This is a genomic window from Citrobacter freundii ATCC 8090 = MTCC 1658 = NBRC 12681 (assembly GCF_011064845.1).
Lineage (GTDB): Bacteria > Pseudomonadota > Gammaproteobacteria > Enterobacterales > Enterobacteriaceae > Citrobacter > Citrobacter freundii.
Window position 1 is genome coordinate 4,887,167 of the sequence record NZ_CP049015.1, and the last position, 18,310, is coordinate 4,905,476.

At 53.5% G+C, this 18,310-nt stretch carries 15 protein-coding genes; 6 read left to right on the plus strand and 9 right to left on the minus strand.

Translation table 11 applies throughout. The features are described 5' to 3' along the window. Positions 1–56: 56 nt before the first annotated feature. Together rhlB and gppA are read left to right on the plus strand one after the other, a co-directional pair. Positions 57–1,325: an ATP-dependent RNA helicase RhlB gene (rhlB, locus tag G4551_RS23415; RefSeq protein WP_003017994.1), complete on the plus strand. Its 1,269-nt coding sequence runs from the start codon at positions 57–59 to the stop codon at positions 1,323–1,325. 136 nt (positions 1,326–1,461) lie between these two features. Further along, positions 1,462–2,943: a guanosine-5'-triphosphate,3'-diphosphate diphosphatase gene (gppA, locus tag G4551_RS23420; protein WP_003017996.1), complete on the plus strand. Its 1,482-nt coding sequence runs from the start codon at positions 1,462–1,464 to the stop codon at positions 2,941–2,943. Positions 2,944–2,990: 47 nt separating this feature from the next. Here the strand turns inward: gppA and rep are convergent, their stop codons facing one another. After that, positions 2,991–5,012, minus strand: a complete 2,022-nt coding sequence (gene rep / locus G4551_RS23425; RefSeq protein WP_003829018.1) for a DNA helicase Rep — start codon at positions 5,010–5,012, stop codon at positions 2,991–2,993. 84 nt (positions 5,013–5,096) lie between these two features. On the opposite strand from rep, the gene ppiC reads away from it, so the two are divergent. Further along, on the plus strand, positions 5,097–5,378 hold the full coding sequence (gene ppiC, locus G4551_RS23430; RefSeq protein WP_003017999.1) for a peptidylprolyl isomerase PpiC: 282 nt from the start codon (positions 5,097–5,099) through the stop codon (positions 5,376–5,378). Between the two features lie 119 nt (positions 5,379–5,497). On the opposite strand, the gene ilvC is transcribed toward ppiC, so the two are convergent. Continuing rightward, positions 5,498–6,973: a ketol-acid reductoisomerase gene (gene ilvC, locus G4551_RS23435; protein WP_003018001.1), complete on the minus strand. Its 1,476-nt coding sequence runs from the start codon at positions 6,971–6,973 to the stop codon at positions 5,498–5,500. A gap of 164 nt (positions 6,974–7,137) precedes the next feature. Between ilvC and ilvY the strand changes: the two genes are divergently transcribed. Next, positions 7,138–8,040 carry an HTH-type transcriptional activator IlvY gene (gene ilvY / locus G4551_RS23440; RefSeq protein ID WP_003018003.1) on the plus strand — a complete coding sequence of 301 codons (903 nt, stop codon included), beginning with the start codon at positions 7,138–7,140 and terminating at the stop codon, positions 8,038–8,040. Between the two features lie 172 nt (positions 8,041–8,212). Beyond that, positions 8,213–9,406 (plus strand): enoyl-ACP reductase FabV, encoded by a 1,194-nt coding sequence (gene fabV / locus G4551_RS23445; protein WP_003841179.1) that lies wholly within the window; start codon positions 8,213–8,215, stop codon positions 9,404–9,406. A gap of 63 nt (positions 9,407–9,469) precedes the next feature. Here the strand turns inward: fabV and ilvA are convergent, their stop codons facing one another. The 6 genes from ilvA to ilvL form a co-directional block, all read right to left on the minus strand. Then, entirely contained in the window at positions 9,470–11,014 is a 1,545-nt protein-coding gene (ilvA, locus tag G4551_RS23450) for a threonine ammonia-lyase, biosynthetic (RefSeq protein WP_003018007.1), read from the minus strand. A gap of 5 nt (positions 11,015–11,019) precedes the next feature. Next, entirely contained in the window at positions 11,020–12,870 is a 1,851-nt protein-coding gene (gene ilvD / locus G4551_RS23455; RefSeq protein WP_003841177.1) for a dihydroxy-acid dehydratase, read from the minus strand. Between the two features lie 60 nt (positions 12,871–12,930). Further along, positions 12,931–13,860: a branched-chain amino acid transaminase gene (locus G4551_RS23460; RefSeq protein ID WP_003018014.1), complete on the minus strand. Its 930-nt coding sequence runs from the start codon at positions 13,858–13,860 to the stop codon at positions 12,931–12,933. A gap of 17 nt (positions 13,861–13,877) precedes the next feature. Continuing rightward, positions 13,878–14,141: an acetolactate synthase 2 small subunit gene (ilvM, locus tag G4551_RS23465; RefSeq protein WP_003018017.1), complete on the minus strand. Its 264-nt coding sequence runs from the start codon at positions 14,139–14,141 to the stop codon at positions 13,878–13,880. Next, entirely contained in the window at positions 14,138–15,784 is a 1,647-nt protein-coding gene (ilvG, locus tag G4551_RS23470) for an acetolactate synthase 2 catalytic subunit (RefSeq protein ID WP_003841174.1), read from the minus strand. The genes ilvM and ilvG overlap by 4 nt, the downstream gene beginning before the upstream one ends. A gap of 139 nt (positions 15,785–15,923) precedes the next feature. Further along, positions 15,924–16,022 carry an ilv operon leader peptide gene (ilvL, locus tag G4551_RS23475; protein ID WP_001311244.1) on the minus strand — a complete coding sequence of 33 codons (99 nt, stop codon included), beginning with the start codon at positions 16,020–16,022 and terminating at the stop codon, positions 15,924–15,926. Between the two features lie 352 nt (positions 16,023–16,374). Here ilvL and G4551_RS23480 point away from each other — a divergent pair, with 352 nt between their 5' ends. Then, positions 16,375–17,895 (plus strand): YifB family Mg chelatase-like AAA ATPase, encoded by a 1,521-nt coding sequence (locus G4551_RS23480; RefSeq protein ID WP_003841173.1) that lies wholly within the window; start codon positions 16,375–16,377, stop codon positions 17,893–17,895. A 24-nt stretch (positions 17,896–17,919) separates the two neighbouring features. On the opposite strand, the gene maoP is transcribed toward G4551_RS23480, so the two are convergent. Beyond that, positions 17,920–18,258, minus strand: a complete 339-nt coding sequence (maoP, locus tag G4551_RS23485) for a macrodomain Ori organization protein MaoP (RefSeq protein WP_003018025.1) — start codon at positions 18,256–18,258, stop codon at positions 17,920–17,922. Positions 18,259–18,310 lie beyond the last annotated feature (52 nt).

The window sequence follows — 18,310 nt, forward strand, 5'->3', positions numbered from 1 at the left end:
TTATTTCACCGGATACGCTTTCGTAAAGCAATAGTAAGCTGATATTCTACCACACTATGAGCAAAACACATTTAACAGAACAGAAGTTTTCCGACTTCGCCCTGCACCCAAAGGTGATAGAAGCCCTTGAAAACAAAGGCTTTCATAACTGTACGCCCATTCAGGCCCTCGCGCTGCCGCTAACGCTGGCTGGTCGTGATGTTGCCGGGCAGGCGCAAACCGGTACCGGAAAAACGATGGCGTTCCTGACGTCAACGTTTCATTATCTTCTCTCTCATCCCGCGATTGCCGATCGCAAGGTGAACCAACCGCGTGCGTTAATTATGGCGCCAACGCGTGAGTTAGCCGTGCAGATCCACGCCGATGCCGAGCCGCTGGCACAGACCACTGGTCTGAAATTAGGCCTGGCGTATGGCGGCGACGGTTACGATAAACAGCTGAAAGTGCTGGAAAGCGGCGTCGATATTCTTATCGGCACGACCGGTCGTCTTATCGACTATGCAAAACAGAACCACATTAATCTGGGCGCGATTCAGGTCGTGGTGCTGGATGAAGCCGATCGTATGTACGATCTGGGCTTTATTAAAGATATCCGTTGGCTGTTCCGTCGTATGCCGCCAACCACCCAACGTCTGAATATGCTGTTTTCTGCAACCCTCTCTTACCGCGTTCGCGAACTGGCGTTCGAACAAATGAATAACGCTGAGTACGTTGAAGTCGAACCGGAACAGAAAACTGGCCATCGCATTAAAGAAGAGCTCTTCTACCCCTCCAACGAAGAGAAAATGCGTTTACTGCAAACGCTGATTGAAGAAGAGTGGCCAGATCGCGCCATTGTTTTTGCTAACACCAAGCATCGTTGTGAAGATATCTGGGGCAGCCTTGCTGCAGACGGCCATCGTGTCGGTCTGCTGACCGGTGACGTGGCGCAGAAAAAACGTCTGCGAATCCTCGATGAATTCACCCGTGGCGATATCGACATTCTCGTTGCGACGGATGTTGCTGCACGTGGTCTGCATATCCCAGCCGTAACGCACGTATTTAACTATGACCTGCCGGATGACTGTGAAGATTACGTTCACCGTATTGGTCGTACCGGTCGTGCTGGTGCAAGCGGTCACTCTATCAGCCTCGCTTGTGAAGAGTACGCGCTGAATTTACCCGCAATTGAGACCTATATCGGCCACTCGATTCCGGTCAGCAAATATAACCCGGATGCGCTGATGACCGATCTGCCGAAGCCTTTGCGCTTAACGCGCCCGCGCACAGGCAATGGCCCACGCCGTACCGGTGGTGCTCCGCGTAATCGTCGTCGTTCAGGTTAAGAAAAGTTATGCCATACACAAAATCATTCAGCCTGTATCAAGGCGGCAAGAAAACGAATCCTGATGAACCTACTTTAGTAAGTGATTCGGGTGAGAGAACGCAGCCAACACAGATACAGGTTGAAGGATGAAGTGTATGAATTCTACTTCGCTGTATGCGGCAATCGATCTCGGATCAAATAGTTTTCATATGCTGGTTGTACGTGAGGTGGCAGGAAGCATCCAGACGCTCACTCGTATCAAACGCAAAGTGCGTCTGGCTGCTGGACTCAACGGTGACAACGAGCTCTCTGTTGAAGCGATGGAGCGCGGCTGGCAATGTTTGCGCCTGTTTGCAGAACGTCTGCAGGATATTCCGCATCCACAAATCCGCGTGGTCGCCACGGCAACATTACGCATCGCCGTAAATGCCGATGTGTTTATTGCTAAAGCGCAAGAGATCCTCGGCTGCCCTGTCCAGGTGATTAGCGGTGAAGAAGAAGCGCGCCTGATTTATCAAGGTGTGGCCCACACTACCGGCGGCGCAGATCAGCGTCTGGTCGTCGACATTGGCGGGGCCAGCACAGAGTTGGTTACCGGTTCTGGCGCGCAAACCACTTCCCTGTTCAGCCTGTCAATGGGCTGCGTCACCTGGCTCGAACGCTATTTTACCGATCGTAATCTGGCACAGGAAAACTTTGACGAGGCCGAGAAAGCGGCTCGCGAAGTTCTGCGCCCGGTCGCCGACAAACTGCGTTTTCATGGCTGGAAAGTTTGCGTTGGTGCCTCTGGCACCGTCCAGGCGTTGCAGGAAATCATGATGGCGCAGGGCATGGATGAGCGCATTACGCTGGCCAAACTTCAGCAGCTTAAGCAGCGCGCCATTCACTGCGGTCGTCTGGAAGAGCTAGAGATCGAAGGGTTAACGCTGGAACGTGCGCTGGTTTTCCCCAGCGGGCTGGCCATTTTGATTGCTATTTTCACCGAACTGAACATTCAATGCATGACCCTGGCCGGCGGCGCATTACGTGAAGGTCTGGTCTACGGTATGCTGCATCTGGCGGTGGATCAGGATATTCGTAGCCGCACATTACGCAATATCCAGCGTCGCTTTATGGTCGATACAGAGCAAGCACATCGCGTTGCCAATTTGGCGACTAAATTTCTCGATCAGGTAGAAAAAAAGTGGCATCTTGAACCGATTAGCCGCGAATTACTGATTAGTGCCTGTCAGCTGCATGAAATTGGCCTAAGCGTTGATTTTAAACAGGCACCACAGCATGCCGCTTATCTGGTGCGCAATCTCGATCTCCCGGGTTTTACCCCTGCGCAAAAGAAACTGCTAGCGACGCTGTTACTCAACCAGACCAATCCCGTCGATCTCTCTTCGCTCCACCAGCAAAACGCAGTGCCGCCGCGCATCGCGGAGCATCTTTGTCGTTTGCTACGCCTGGCGATCATCTTCGCCAGTCGTCGCCGTGACGATCTTGTGCCGGAAATTCAATTGGATGCAAGAAACGAGCACCTGACGGTCACTCTACCAGAAGGCTGGCTGGAACATCATCCGCTGGGTAAAGAGTTAATCGATCAGGAAAGCCAGTGGCAAAGCTATGTCCACTGGCCGCTGGACGTTCATTAGATGCTGGTTGCCGGATAGTGCTTACACATATCCGGCCCATAAAATACCTACTTCGCTTTAGCTTTCGCCATCATTGCCCGAATATTAGCGATGCTGGCCTGCCCTTTTTGCATCCGCTCCTCTGCGCTCACCACTTTTCGCTCTTGCTCCCAGATAACGTCATCCTGTGGCAGCTCCAGAAGGAAACGACTCGGTTCCGGACGCACCAGCTCACCGTACTGACGACGCTCTTTACATAGCGTGAAGATGAGCTCTTTTTGTGCACGCGTAATCCCTACATAAGCCAGACGACGTTCTTCGTCGATATTGTCTTCATCGATACTGCTCTGGTGCGGCAAAAATCCTTCTTCCATTCCCACCATAAACACGTATGGGAACTCCAGCCCTTTTGAGGCATGCAGTGTCATCAATTGCACCTGATCCAGCTCTTCTTCACTCTCTCCACGCTCCATCATGTCGCGTAGGGTAAAGCGGGTAACGACCTGGGTAAGGGTCATTGGCTCTTCCAGCTCACTGCCTTCCAGCATCTCCGTCATCCAACTGAACAGCGTATTGACGTTTTTCATACGCATTTCAGCCGCTTTCGGGCTCGGCGAGGTTTCATACAGCCAGGATTCGTAATCAATACCGTGGATAAGATCGCGCACAGCGGCAACCGGCTCACGCTCCGCCAGACGCTGAATTTCCCCCAGCCAGTGCGTAAAGCGAGTCAGAGAATCATACCCGCGCCCGGTCAGTGTCTGGCTAAGCCCCATATCAAAGCTGGCGGTAAACAGGCTTTTATTACGTGTCATCGCCCATTCCCCCAACTTTTGCAGCGTGGCCGGGCCGATTTCACGTTTTGGCGTATTTACGATACGCAAAAATGCGCTATCGTCATCCGGGTTGCTCAGCACGCGCAGGTAGGCCAGCAGATCTTTAATCTCCGGACGCGAGAAGAACGACGTTCCGCCGGAAATTTTGTACGGGATACGGTTCTGCATTAGAAACTTTTCGAACACGCGCGACTGATGATTACCGCGATACAGGATGGCGTAGTCTTTATATTGCGTCTTGTTCACAAAATGATGGGCTATTAATTCCCCGGTCACGCGTTCCGCTTCGTGCTCTTCATTATTGGCACTCAGCACCTTCAGTTCAGCACCGTAACCCAACTCGGAAAAGAGTCGCTTTTCAAAGACGTGTGGATTGTTCGCAATAAGGATGTTCGCCGCCTTCAGGATGCGACCTGATGAACGGTAGTTTTGCTCCAGCTTCACCACCTGCAAAGCCGGAAAATCTTTGCTTAACAGTACCAGGTTCTGCGGACGGGCGCCGCGCCAGGAGTAGATCGACTGATCGTCATCGCCCACGACGGTAAAGCGCGCGCGTTTACCTACCAGCAACTTCACCAGCTCGTACTGGCTGGTGTTGGTATCCTGATATTCATCCACCAGCAGGTAGCGGATTCTGTTTTGCCAGCGCTCACGCACTTCTTCATTGCGCTGTAGCAGCAGCGTGGGAAGCAGGATCAGATCGTCAAAATCGAGGACGTTACACGCCTTCATATGCGCGTCATACAGACCATAGCAGTGGGCAAAAATACGATCGCGCTCACCCTTGGCGCTGGCTGCCGCCTGTGCCGGAGTCATCAGATCGTTTTTCCAGTTGGAGATCGTCGAGATCAACTGCTGGAGGATAAGCTTATCGTCTTCGATTAGCCCTTCGGTCAGTTCCTTGAGCAAGGCCACCTGGTCAGTATCGTCAAACAACGAGAAGTTAGACTTCATCCCCAGCGCCGCATATTCACGCTTAATGATATCCAGTCCCAGGGTGTGGAAGGTGGAGATCATCAACCCACGCGCCTCTTTACGACCCAGCGTTTGCGCCACGCGCTCTTTCATCTCGCGCGCAGCCTTATTGGTAAAGGTCACGGCCGCAATATGGCGTGCCTGATAACCACATTCACGGATCAGATGGGCGATTTTGTTGGTGATAACACGCGTCTTGCCGGAACCCGCTCCCGCCAGCACCAGGCAAGGTCCGGTGACGAATTCGACGGCTTGTTGTTGTCCGGGGTTCAAACGCATAAAGGGTCACTCATGAAAGTCGGGAGGGGAGAATAACAGCGTGGTAGTATAGCCAGCCTTAACCACCCCACTCAAGGCACGATCATGGCAAAAACAGCAGCAGCAGTGCATATCCTTGTTAAAGAAGAGAAACTGGCACTGGATCTTCTGGAACAGATTAAAAACGGCGCAGACTTCGGCAAACTGGCGAAGAAACACTCTATCTGCCCATCAGGCAAACGCGGCGGTGATTTAGGTGAATTCCGTCAGGGCCAGATGGTTCCGGCGTTCGACAAAGTGGTCTTTTCCTGCCCAGTGCTGGAGCCAACCGGCCCGCTGCACACTCAGTTTGGTTACCACATCATTAAAGTACTGTACCGTAACTAATAAAAAATCCCGGAGCGTTCAGGCACCGGGATTTTTTTGCCGGATGGCGGCTACGCCTTATCCGGCCTACATCTGCTGTGCGTAGGTCGGGTAAGCGCAAGCGCCACCCGACATCCTATTTAGCCAGCAACGGCAATGCGTTTCATATCGGTCATGTAACCGCGCAGTTTCTTACCAACCTGCTCGATAGCGTGGCTGCGAATCGCTTCGTTCACGTCGCGCAGCTGCGCGTTGTCTACCGCACCTTCGGCAATCGCTTTGCCCAGGTCGCCGGTCTGCAGGGTGGTCATGAACTCTTTCAGCAGCGGTACGCAAGCGTAAGAGAACAGGTAGTTGCCGTATTCTGCGGTATCGGAGATAACCACGTTCATTTCGTACAGACGCTTACGGGCGATGGTATTCGCGATCAGCGGCAGTTCATGCAGTGATTCGTAGTAAGCAGATTCTTCGATGATGCCGGAATCCACCATGGTTTCGAACGCCAGTTCAACGCCCGCTTTCACCATCGCAATCATCAGAACGCCTTTATCGAAGTACTCCTGCTCACCGATTTTACCTTCAAACTGCGGAGCGGTTTCGAACGCGGTTTTACCGGTCTCTTCACGCCAGGTCAGCAGTTTCTTATCGTCGTTAGCCCAGTCAGCCATCATGCCGGAAGAGAATTCGCCGGAAATGATGTCGTCCATGTGTTTCTGGAACAGCGGCGCCATAATCTCTTTCAGCTGTTCGGACAGCGCATAAGCACGCAGTTTCGCCGGGTTAGACAGACGGTCCATCATCAGGGTGATGCCGCCCTGCTTCAGCGCTTCGGTGATGGTTTCCCAGCCGAACTGAATCAGTTTTTCAGCATATGCCGGGTCAGTACCTTCTTCCACCAGCTTATCGAAGCACAGCAGAGAACCTGCCTGCAGCATACCGCACAGGATAGTCTGCTCACCCATCAGATCAGATTTCACTTCCGCAACGAAGGAGGACTCCAGCACGCCCGCACGGTGACCACCGGTGGCCGCAGCCCAGGCTTTGGCGATAGCCATACCTTCGCCTTTCGGATCGTTTTCCGGGTGAACGGCGATCAGGGTCGGTACACCGAAGCCACGTTTGTACTCTTCACGAACTTCAGTACCCGGGCACTTCGGTGCCACCATCACAACGGTGATGTCTTTACGGATCTGCTCGCCCACTTCGACGATGTTGAAGCCGTGTGAATAGCCCAGCGCCGCGCCATCTTTCATCAGCGGTTGTACCGAACGTACAACGTCGGAGTGCTGCTTGTCTGGCGTCAGGTTAACCACCAGGTCAGCCTGCGGGATCAGCTCTTCGTAGGTACCCACTTTGAAGCCGTTTTCGGTCGCTTTACGCCAGGAAGCACGCTTCTCAGCAATGGCTTCTTTACGCAGTGCGTAGGAGATATCCAGACCGGAGTCACGCATGTTCAGGCCCTGGTTCAGACCCTGAGCGCCACAGCCGACGATGACCACTTTTTTACCCTGAAGGTAGCTCGCACCATCGGCGAATTCGTCGCGGCCCATAAAGCGACATTTACCCAGCTGTGCCAGCTGCTGGCGCAGGTTCAGTGTATTAAAGTAGTTAGCCATGATGGTGTACTCCGTGATGTTGTGTTGTGGTGCTTATTATTCGGTTCGCAGATTTGTATTTGCGAGATTGAATCCACATTACAACAGGAAATTTATTGCGGAAATTGATATATTCACAACATCACATTGCAATTTATGCAACGTAGAAAATCGGAGGTTCGTCTGTGGATTTACGCGATCTGAAAATGTTCCTGCATTTGGCTGAAAGTCGCCACTTTGGCCGCAGCGCACGGGCAATGCACGTCAGCCCCTCCACGCTTTCGCGCCAGATTCAGCGCCTGGAAGAAGATCTCGGCCAGCCGCTGTTTGTGCGCGATAACCGCACGGTCACGCTGACCGAAGCGGGCGAAGAGCTGCGCGTATTCGCCCAACAGACGCTGCTGCAATACCAGCAACTGCGCCACACCCTCGATCAACAAGGGCCGTCGCTGTCAGGCGAACTGCATATTTTCTGTTCGGTGACCGCCGCGTACAGCCATCTGCCGCCAATCCTCGACCGCTTCCGCGCCGAACATCCGTCGGTGGAAATCAAGCTCACCACCGGCGACGCCGCCGATGCGATGGACAAAGTGGTCACTGGTGAAGCCGATCTGGCGATTGCCGGTAAGCCCGAGACACTACCCGGCGCGGTAGCTTTCTCGATGCTGGAGAATCTGACGGTGGTGCTGATCGCCCCGGCGCTGCCCTGCCCGGTGCGTAATCAGGTTTCCGTCGAGAAACCCGACTGGTCGACGGTGCCGTTTATCATGGCCGACCAGGGGCCGGTCCGCCGCCGCATTGAGCTGTGGTTCCGCCGTCACAAAATCAGCAACCCATCGATTTACGCTACGGTAGGCGGTCATGAAGCGATGGTCTCAATGGTGGCGCTGGGCTGCGGCGTGGCGCTGCTGCCGGAAGTGGTGCTGGAAAACAGCCCGGAGCCGGTACGTAACCGCGTGATGATTTTAGAACGCAGCGACGAGAAAACGCCGTTCGAACTGGGCGTCTGCGCGCCGAAAAAGCGGCTGCATGAACCGCTGATCGACGCGTTCTGGAAGATTGTTCTGGAACGTAAATCTGCCGACTAGCGCCAGCGTCAGGCCTAAAATCAGTGGTAGATTCAGTATTGGCGCTCCTTTTCTGTATAATGTCGTGATCCATTGTAGTGGGGGGCTTGTTAACCATCGCGTTAAGCAGGCCAGAACAGACGGTGTCATTGCGCACTTGACAGCGAAAATACAAACTTAATTAGCCATCATTATGATAATCAAACCAAAAATTCGTGGATTCATCTGTACAACGACCCATCCGACTGGCTGCAAAGTCAACGTGGAAAAGCAGATCGAGTATGTTAAGCAGAACGGGAAAATCGAGAACGGCCCGTCCCGCGTGCTGGTGATCGGTGCTTCCACCGGTTACGGTCTGGCTTCCAGAATTTCCGCCGCCTTTGGCAGCGGAGCCGCCACTATCGGCGTATTTTTCGAAAAACCGGGCACGGATACCAAACCGGGTTCCGCAGGCTGGTATAACTCTGCCGCCTTCGATGAAGCAGCTAAGCGTGAAGGTCTGTACTCCAAAAGCATCAACGGCGATGCGTTCTCTGACGAATGCCGTGATGAAGTGATCAAACTGATAAAAGAAGACCTGGGTCAGATTGACCTGGTGGTTTACTCACTGGCTTCCCCAGTGCGTAAAATGCCGAAAACCGGTGAAATCGTCCGTTCTGCGCTGAAGCCAATCGGTGAGGTTTACACCTCTAAAGCGATCGATACCAACAAAGATCAGATCATCACCGCCAGCATTGAGCCGGCAACCGAAGAAGAAGTTCAGAACACCGTTACCGTAATGGGCGGAGAAGACTGGGAACTGTGGATGGGCGCGCTGAGCGAAGCTGGCGTGCTGGCTGACGGCGTGAAAACCGTAGCCTACTCCTACATCGGTACCGACCTGACCTGGCCAATCTACTGGCACGGCGCGCTGGGCAAAGCGAAAGAAGATCTCGATCGCGCCGCGGGCGAACTGCGTAACCAGCTGGCTCCGCTGCACGGTTCCGCGAACGTTGCCGTACTGAAATCCGTAATCACTCAGGCGTCTTCCGCCATTCCAGTGATGCCGCTGTACATCTCCATGGTCTTCAAGCTGATGAAAGCACAGGGGATTCATGAAGGTTGTATCGAGCAAATCAACCGTCTGATGACCACCAGCCTGTACGGTGACAAAGTGGCGCTTGATGACAACCAGCGTATCCGTATGGATGACTGGGAACTGCGTGATGACATTCAGCAGGCATGTCGCGACCTGTGGCCGCTGATCACAACCGAAAACCTGGCGCAAGAAACCGATTATGCAGGCTACAAGCAAGAATTCCTGAACCTGTTCGGTTTTGGCCTCGACGGCGTGGACTACGACGCTGACGTGAACACCGAAGTCGAATTCGACGTTATCACGCTGTAATCTGCTGATACAGTAGCAAAAAGGGTTCATGTTTTTACATGAACCCTTTTTTAATGGCTGTTGTTAACCCGCCAGGAAGAACCTGAACGCCGGGTTATGCGTTTCATCGTGACAATCATAGCCCAGTTCGTTCAGCCGCGTTTCGAAATCAGGCTCGTGTTCCCCCAACTCAAACGCCGCCAGTACGCGACCATAGTCGGTACCGTGACTGCGATAGTGGAACAATGAAATATTCCAGTGCGTCCCCAGGGTATGCAGGAATTTGAGCAACGCCCCTGGTGATTCAGGAAATTCGAAGCTGTAGAGACGTTCCTGTAAGGGTTTCGACGGACGTCCACCGACCATATAGCGCACGTGTAGCTTCGCCATCTCGTCATCAGACAGATCCACCACGCTGTAGCCGCCCTCGTTGAGCAGTTGCAGGATTTCCTTACGCTCTTCCAGCCCACGGCTCAGGCGTACACCGACAAAAATGCAGGCGTCTTTGGCATCGGCAAAGCGGTAGTTAAACTCCGTTACCGAACGGCCACCCAACAGCTGGCAGAACTTCAGGAAACTTCCCTTCTCTTCCGGGATGGTCACCGCCAGTAAGGCTTCGCGCTGCTCCCCTAACTCGCAACGTTCGGAAACGTAGCGCAAGCCGTGGAAGTTAACGTTCGCACCGGACAACACGTGCGCCAGACGTTCACCGCGAATATTGTGCTGGGCGATGTATTTTTTCATCCCCGCCAGCGCCAGCGCCCCGGAAGGCTCAGCCACCGCACGTACATCCTCGAAGAGGTCTTTCATTGCCGCACAAATAGCATCGCTATCGACAGTGATAATATCGTCGAGATACTCCTGGCACAGACGGAAGGTTTCATCGCCAATACGTTTCACCGCCACGCCTTCGGCAAAGAGACCCACTCGCGGCAGATCCACCGGATGACCGGCATCCAGCGCTGCCTTCAGGCAGGCCGAATCTTCCGCTTCCACGGCAATCACTTTGATTTGCGGCATCAGCTGTTTAATCAGCACCGCAACACCTGCCGCTAATCCGCCACCACCAACAGGCACGAATACGCGATCGAGATGAGCGTCCTGCTGAAGCAGCTCCAGCGCCAGCGTGCCCTGCCCGGCAATCACCATCGGATGATCAAACGGTGGAACCCAGGTAAAACCCTGCTGCTGCGACAGCTCAATCGCTTTGGCTTTGGCTTCATCAAAATTCGCGCCGTGCAGCAGCACTTCTCCGCCGAAGCCGCGAACGGCATCGACTTTGATATCGGCGGTAGCCGTTGGCATGACAATCAGCGCCTTCACGCCTAATCGCGCAGAAGAGAACGCGACACCCTGAGCATGATTACCCGCCGATGCGGTGATGACCCCATGCGCTTTTTGCTCTTCGGTCAAGCCCGCCATCATGGCATAGGCACCGCGTAGCTTGAAGCTGTGAACGGGTTGACGGTCTTCGCGCTTCACCAGAATGACGTTATCGAGGCGCGAAGAGAGCTTTTCCATTTTCTGTAGCGGCGTTACCTGTGCCGCTTCGTATACCGGCGCACGCAGTACCGCTCTGAGATATTCAGCGCCCTCAGGAGCACCGGATAGAGGTTGTGAATCCGCCATGGTCATTATCCCCCGAGCTTCGACTTATCGCGCACCGCACCTTTGTCGGCACTGGTTGCCAGGCTGGCATAGGCGCGCAGTGCAAAGGAGACCTGACGTTGACGATCTTTTGGCGTCCAGGCTTTGTCACCGCGAGCTTCCTGCGCTTCACGGCGCGCAGCGATTTCCGCATCACTCAGTTGCAGTTGAATGCCACGATTCGGGATATCAATGGCAATCATGTCACCATCTTCGATAATCGCGATATTACCGCCGCTGGCGGCTTCCGGAGAAACGTGACCGATGGAAAGCCCCGAAGTACCGCCGGAGAAACGACCATCGGTAATCAGCGCACAAGCCTTGCCGAGGCCCATCGATTTCAGGAAGGTGGTTGGGTAGAGCATTTCCTGCATGCCTGGCCCGCCTTTCGGCCCTTCGTAGCGAATGACAACCACGTCGCCAGCCACCACTTTACCGCCGAGGATTGCTTCAACCGCATCGTCCTGGCTTTCATACACTTTTGCCGGGCCGGTGAATTTCAGGATACTGTCATCCACGCCTGCAGTTTTTACGATACAGCCGTTTTCCGCAAAGTTACCGTACAGGACTGCAAGACCGCCGTCTTTGCTGTAAGCATGTTCCAGCGAGCGGATGCAGCCTTCAGCGCGGTCGTCATCCAGCGTATCCCAACGGCAGTCCTGCGAGAACGCCTGGGTGGTACGGATGCCCGCCGGTCCGGCGCGGAACATTTTTTTCACCTCGTCGTCTTTGGTCAACATCACGTCATACCGATCAAGCGTTTGCGGCAGAGTCAGACCCAGCACGTTTTTCACGTCGCGGTTCAGCAGTCCGGCACGATCCAGTTCGCCTAAAATACCCAGTACGCCGCCTGCGCGGTGCACGTCTTCCATATGGTATTTCTGCGTGCTCGGCGCCACTTTACACAGTTGTGGGACTTTGCGGGACAGCTTGTCGATATCACTCATGGTGAAGTCGATTTCCGCTTCCTGTGCGGCCGCCAGCAGGTGCAGAACGGTGTTGGTGGAGCCGCCCATGGCGATATCCAGCGTCATGGCGTTCTCAAACGCCGCTTTACTGGCAATGTTGCGCGGCAGGGCGGAGGCATCATCCTGCTCGTAATAGCGTTTGGTCAGCTCGACGATGCGTTTACCCGCGTTAAGGAACAGCGTTTTACGGTCGGCGTGAGTCGCCAACAGCGAACCGTTACCCGGCTGCGACAGGCCCAGCGCTTCGGTCAGGCAGTTCATCGAGTTGGCGGTGAACATGCCGGAGCAGGAGCCGCAGGTTGGACAGGCGGAACGTTCAACCTGCTCGCTTTGTGAGTCGGAGACTTTCGGGTCAGCGCCCTGAATCATCGCATCAACCAGGTCGAGCTTGATGATTTGGTCAGAGAGCTTGGTTTTCCCGGCTTCCATCGGACCGCCGGAAACAAAGATCACCGGAATATTCAGGCGCAAAGAGGCCATTAACATCCCAGGGGTGATTTTGTCGCAGTTAGAGATACAGACCATCGCATCGGCGCAGTGGGCGTTAACCATGTACTCAACGGAGTCAGCAATCAGCTCGCGGGACGGCAGTGAATACAGCATGCCACCGTGCCCCATGGCGATACCATCATCCACAGCAATGGTGTTGAACTCTTTCGCCACGCCGCCTGAGGCTTCGATTTGTTCGGCAACCAGTTTACCGAGATCGCGCAGGTGGACGTGACCCGGCACAAACTGGGTAAAAGAGTTCACCACAGCGATAATCGGTTTACCGAAATCATCATCGGTCATCCCGGTGGCGCGCCACAGTGCGCGAGCACCCGCCATATTGCGGCCGTGGGTGGTGGTAGCAGAACGATACTTAGGCATGCTTGATTAACTCCCGTCTGTCTAATAATTGGGACGGTGCGTGCCGTCCCAAATTTATGTTTATTGATTAACCTGATCCAACCAGCCGTATTTATCTTCCGTTTCACCAGTGAAGAGGCCAAAGAAGGCCTGCTGGATGCGTTTGGTGACCGGACCGCAGCGGCCTTCACCCACCTGGATACCATCGACGCTGCGTACCGGAGTGATTTCGGCCGCGGTACCGGACATGAACACTTCGTCGGCCAGGTACAGCGATTCACGGGACAGCACCTGCTCACGCACTTCGATATCGAGATCTTTCGCCAGCTTAATGATCGCGTCACGGGTGATACCCGGCAGTGCAGAAGAGGTAAACGGCGGGGTAAACAGAATGCCGTCTTTTACTTCAAACAGGTTTTCACCCGCGCCTTCAGAGATGTAACCATTCACATCCAGGGCAATGCCTTCCTGATAGCCATGACGACGCGCTTCACTACCCACCAGCAGTGAAGACAGATAGTTACCGCCCGCTTTAGCCGCTGTAGGGATGGTGTTCGGCGCAACGCGGTTCCAGGAAGAAACCATCGCGTCGATCCCCTGTTCCAGCGCTTCAGCACCAAGGTAAGCGCCCCACGGGAACGCAGCGATGATCACGTCAGTGGTGTACCCCGCTGGCGGGTTAACGCCCATCCCCACGTCGCCAACAAACACCAGCGGACGGATATAGGCGCTGGTCAGATTGTTTTTACGAATCACCTCACGGCAAGCTTCCATCAGCTCATCAACGCTCTGAGAAACCGGAAAACGATAGATCTTGGCTGAATCACGCAGACGCTGCATATGTTCGCGATGACGGAACACCACCGGCCCTTTGTGAGAATCGTAGCAACGGATGCCTTCAAATACAGAAGTACCGTAGTGCAGCGCGTGGGACATCACGTGAACCTTAGCGTCTTCCCAACGAATCATCTCGCCATTAGACCAAATGTAATCAGCTTTTTTCGTCGTCATTTTTCTTCCTTTTGCGCTCAGGCGCGGATTTGTTGTGATGTGGTTGTGCTCTGGCAGATAGCAACATGTGCAACGTCTACCAGTTTACTTAACTGACTAAACAGTAAGTCGACCGACCGGGGGCTGGCAACGGTCAATTCGATATTTATATTCTGCGCATCGCTAGCGGCTTCCATATTCATGGAGCACACCTGAAAACCGCGATGGCGTACCACGCGTAAAACACGTTCTAACGTTTCCGGATTGAACCGAGCCTCAACGGCGACCTGATGTTGCATCATGATAATTTCTCCAGCATTTCTGAGTTACTGGCACCTGGCGGTACCAGAGGCCAGACATTCTCAAGTTCGTCGATTGAGACATGAAGCAGGTATGGCCCCTCGCTGTTCAGCATGGTGTCGAGTGCCGCTTCAACCTGGTCTTTACGGGTGATGTGTTGACCTGGTATGCCGAAGGCGCTGGCCAACATGAGGAAATCGGGGTTATCGGTAAGGGTAGTTTCGCTATAACGTTCCTGGAAAAACAGCTGCTGCCATTGTCGCACCATGCCTAACCGCTGGTTGTCGAGTAAAACTATCTTCAGCGGCAACTGCTTGCGTTTTACGGTGCCGAGCTCCTGTACATTCATCATGAAGGAACCGTCACCGGAGATACAGATTACCGTATCGTTCGGGCGAGCAACCTGCGCGCCAACCGCTGCTGGCAAGCCAAAGCCCATCGTGCCCAGGCCGCTCGAGGTGATAAAATTTTCCGGGCGGGTGTAGGTCATATGCTGCGCCGACCACATCTGATGCTGGCCAACATCCGTTGTCACTACGCTGTCCGCGGGTTTGCGATCGGACAACTGCTTCAACAACAGTGGCGCGTAGATAGCCTCACCGGGATGATCATAGCGCCAGGTATGCTCTGTGCGCAGTTCAGCACTATGCTGACGCCATGCGTCAATCTTCAGCGATTGCTGCAATGCCGGCAGCAGAGAATTTAAATCACCCTGCAATGCTACGTGCGCCTGGCGCAGCTTGTTCATTTCCGCAGGGTCGATATCCATGTGGATCACGCTGGCGTTTGGTGCGAAGGTATTCAGCTTGCCGGTTACCCGGTCATCAAAACGCGCGCCCACTGCAATCAGTAAATCACATTCTTGCACCGCGAAATTTGCCGCTTTAGTGCCGTGCATTCCCAACATACCCAAATAGTATGGGTAGTCAGCCTCTACTGCGCCCAGCCCCTTCAACGTGCAGGCGACCGGCATTTGGGTTACCGCGATAAATTCACGCAGGGCCGGGACCGCCTGCGCCATACCAACGCCGCCACCTACGTACAGGATAGGTTTCTGCGCTTGTGCCAGCATTTTACGCGCCTGCTCAACGTCAGCGTGCGGGAAAACCTCTACGTTTTTGACTGTCGTAAAATACGGCTCCAGCGTACCGCTGGCCAATTGGATGTCTTTCGGGATATCAACCAGAACCGGCCCCGGACGACCGGAATTCGCCACAGCAAAAGCTTCAGCCATGATGCGCGGCAGCTCTTCCAGTGACTGCACCAGGAAACTGTGTTTGGTGCAGGACAGAGACATACCCAGAACGTCCACTTCCTGAAACGCATCCGTTCCGATGAAAGATGATGCCACCTGGCCGGTGATCGCCACCACAGGAACTGAATCTAACAGCGCATCGGCAAGGCCCGTGATCAGGTTGGTAGCACCAGGCCCGGAAGTGGCGATACACACGCCGGTTTTACCGGTCGCACGGGCATAGCCAATTGCTGCCATTGCCGCGCCCTGCTCGTGTCGGCACAACAGGTGCTCTACGCCGCCGTCATATAACGCATCGTAAACCGGCATAATTGCGCCACCAGGATAACCAAAGACGGTTTGAACCCCTTGTGCACGCAACGCATGTACCACCCACTGTGCCCCATTCATAGTTACATCCCCGCCGTAAATCTTGAGAAACAGAATTTTATGCTACCGTTCACTTTCTGCTCCTCGTGTATGTTTTTAAGGTCAAAAAAAACCCCCGGACCTTTCGGTGCGGGGGTCTTAGTTCGTTAAGGCTTGTTTTCTAAGCCTTTCCTCGTCCAAGTGCAGCCCCGCACGGTGGGATAATAATCACCACCACGCTAATCACGACCAGGCTAATCACTCGTAGAAGGGCTGTCATTTTTGTATTTTCTTGCATCTTGTTCGAAGGAATACCTAAAGAGTTACCATAGAATTTGCAAATGACACAAGATATTTTTTTATTCGTTTTTCTGACGACGTTAACGGTTTAGATAAATATCGTTGTTTTTTAAACAAAAAATCAAAGGTGAAAATATTTCACGTTTCAGGTGATTCTCGGCTACCCATTCCCTACTAAAAATGCCATGCAAAAGCGTTTGCGAGCGCTATTCCAGACTTAATGTAATCAGTGTTGAGCTACATAAAAACACGGGAATAAGCCTCTAAAAACCGTAATTATGTGAAATCTTGCAGCGATGTATTGCGACATAATGCTTTCATCAGGAGGGCTTATGTCACTATCGATTGTTCACACACGCGCTGCGCTGGGCGTGAATGCGCCAGCCATTACCATCGAGGTACATATCAGCAATGGTTTGCCTGGTTTAACCATGGTGGGATTACCCGAAACAACGGTAAAAGAGGCCCGCGATCGGGTTCGCAGTGCGGTAATTAATAGCGGTTATGAATTCCCGGCAAAGAAGATAACCATAAACCTCGCTCCGGCCGATCTCCCAAAAGAAGGGGGACGATATGATTTACCTATCGCAGTTGCGCTTCTGGCCGCTTCTGAGCAGCTTACTACCCATAATCTCGATACATATGAGCTGGTAGGCGAATTAGCGCTTACAGGTGCGTTACGCGGCGTTCCCGGTGCGATATCAAGTGCAACCGAAGCCATTCGCGCAGGCAGGAGAATTATTGTCGCAAAAGAGAATGCAGCTGAAGTTGGACTAATACAGGGTGAAGGGTGCCTCATAGCCGATCATCTACAGGCAGTATGCGCATTCCTCGAAGGTAAGCATGATTTAGACAGACCATCATCAGCAGATTTTATCCCCTGCGCATTAGCAGATGATCTGAGCGATGTTATCGGCCAGGAACAGGGTAAACGCGGGCTGGAGCTTACCGCAGCTGGCGGTCATAACCTCATACTCATCGGCCCTCCGGGTACGGGTAAGACTATGCTGGCCAGTCGCCTGAGAGGATTGCTTCCGCCACTGAGTAACGATGAGGCACTGGAAAGCGCCGCGATTCTTAGTCTGGTCAATTCCGACACGCTACAGAAACAGTGGAAACAACGCCCTTTTCGCTCTCCGCATCACAGTGCTTCATTAACCGCCATGGTCGGTGGAGGCTCTATTCCTGCGCCAGGCGAGATCTCTCTGGCGCATAACGGCATACTATTTCTGGATGAACTACCCGAGTTTGAGCGGCGCACACTGGATGCACTGCGCGAACCCATTGAGTCCGGACAGATACATCTATCCCGCACCAGAGCAAAAATCACCTATCCCGCTCGCTTTCAACTCATAGCCGCCATGAATCCCAGCCCAACAGGCCATTATCAGGGGAACCATAACCGCTGTACCCCAGAGCAGACGCTACGCTACCTCAATCGATTATCAGGTCCATTTCTTGACCGCTTCGATCTCTCTCTCGAAATCCCTTTGCCACCGCCCGGGATACTCAGCCAGAACCAGGTAAAAGGGGAAGATAGCGCAACGGTGAAGCAACGTGTTATGGCAGCGCGAGATCGTCAGTATCGACGACAAAATAAGTTAAACGCGCATCTGGACAGTCAGGATATCCATAAATACTGTCCACTGCGCAGTGATGATGCACAGTGGCTTGAAGAAACGCTCGCGCATCTCGGATTATCCATCCGCGCCTGGTTACGCCTGATAAAGGTTGCTCGAACGATCGCGGATATAGAACAATCTGACCATATCTCTCGCCAGCACTTACAGGAGGCTGTTGGGTATCGGGCGATAGGCAGATTACTCATTCATTTGCAAAAACTACTGGCATAAAAAAAGGGCTTTCGCCCTTTTTTATTAATCATCAGATTCGGTGTAGTCTTCCGCACCTTCCACCTGAGGTTTCCCGCCAGACAGCGTGTGGAAGCGTTTTGGACGCTTAATGCGCGTCATGTATTTGGACCACACACGTTCAGCTTCGGTAACCGGTTCGCGCTCACCACGGCATACCGCAACAAACAGTTTTTCTTCTTCCGTTACCGGCTCACGCTTGCCCAGATCCAGCTCGTTGAAAGCATAACCGTGACGCTCAAGCAGTTGTGCTTCTTTAATGGTGAAATCACCATGACGGGAGAATCCGCGGGGATAATATTTATTATCGAAATATCGATTAGTCGTCGTAAAGCTTTCCGCCATCCTGCACGCTCCTAATTCTTTGGCCGAGCTATTTATGGCGCGGAGTATTAGT

What these genes read in the sequence shown, in the direction of transcription:
- rhlB (WP_003017994.1), top strand. Translation starts at nt 57, where the DNA reads ATGAGCAAAACACATTTAACAGAACAGAAGTTTTCCGACTTCGCCCTG.
- gppA (WP_003017996.1), top strand. Translation starts at nt 1,462, where the DNA reads ATGAATTCTACTTCGCTGTATGCGGCAATCGATCTCGGATCAAATAGT.
- rep (WP_003829018.1), bottom strand. Translation starts at nt 5,012, where the DNA reads ATGCGTTTGAACCCCGGACAACAACAAGCCGTCGAATTCGTCACCGGA.
- ppiC (WP_003017999.1), top strand. Translation starts at nt 5,097, where the DNA reads ATGGCAAAAACAGCAGCAGCAGTGCATATCCTTGTTAAAGAAGAGAAA.
- ilvC (WP_003018001.1), bottom strand. Translation starts at nt 6,973, where the DNA reads ATGGCTAACTACTTTAATACACTGAACCTGCGCCAGCAGCTGGCACAG.
- fabV (WP_003841179.1), top strand. Translation starts at nt 8,213, where the DNA reads ATGATAATCAAACCAAAAATTCGTGGATTCATCTGTACAACGACCCAT.
- ilvA (WP_003018007.1), bottom strand. Translation starts at nt 11,014, where the DNA reads ATGGCGGATTCACAACCTCTATCCGGTGCTCCTGAGGGCGCTGAATAT.
- ilvD (WP_003841177.1), bottom strand. Translation starts at nt 12,870, where the DNA reads ATGCCTAAGTATCGTTCTGCTACCACCACCCACGGCCGCAATATGGCG.
- G4551_RS23460 (WP_003018014.1), bottom strand. Translation starts at nt 13,860, where the DNA reads ATGACGACGAAAAAAGCTGATTACATTTGGTCTAATGGCGAGATGATT.
- ilvM (WP_003018017.1), bottom strand. Translation starts at nt 14,141, where the DNA reads ATGATGCAACATCAGGTCGCCGTTGAGGCTCGGTTCAATCCGGAAACG.
- ilvG (WP_003841174.1), bottom strand. Translation starts at nt 15,784, where the DNA reads ATGAATGGGGCACAGTGGGTGGTACATGCGTTGCGTGCACAAGGGGTT.
- ilvL (WP_001311244.1), bottom strand. Translation starts at nt 16,022, where the DNA reads ATGACAGCCCTTCTACGAGTGATTAGCCTGGTCGTGATTAGCGTGGTG.
- G4551_RS23480 (WP_003841173.1), top strand. Translation starts at nt 16,375, where the DNA reads ATGTCACTATCGATTGTTCACACACGCGCTGCGCTGGGCGTGAATGCG.
- maoP (WP_003018025.1), bottom strand. Translation starts at nt 18,258, where the DNA reads ATGGCGGAAAGCTTTACGACGACTAATCGATATTTCGATAATAAATAT.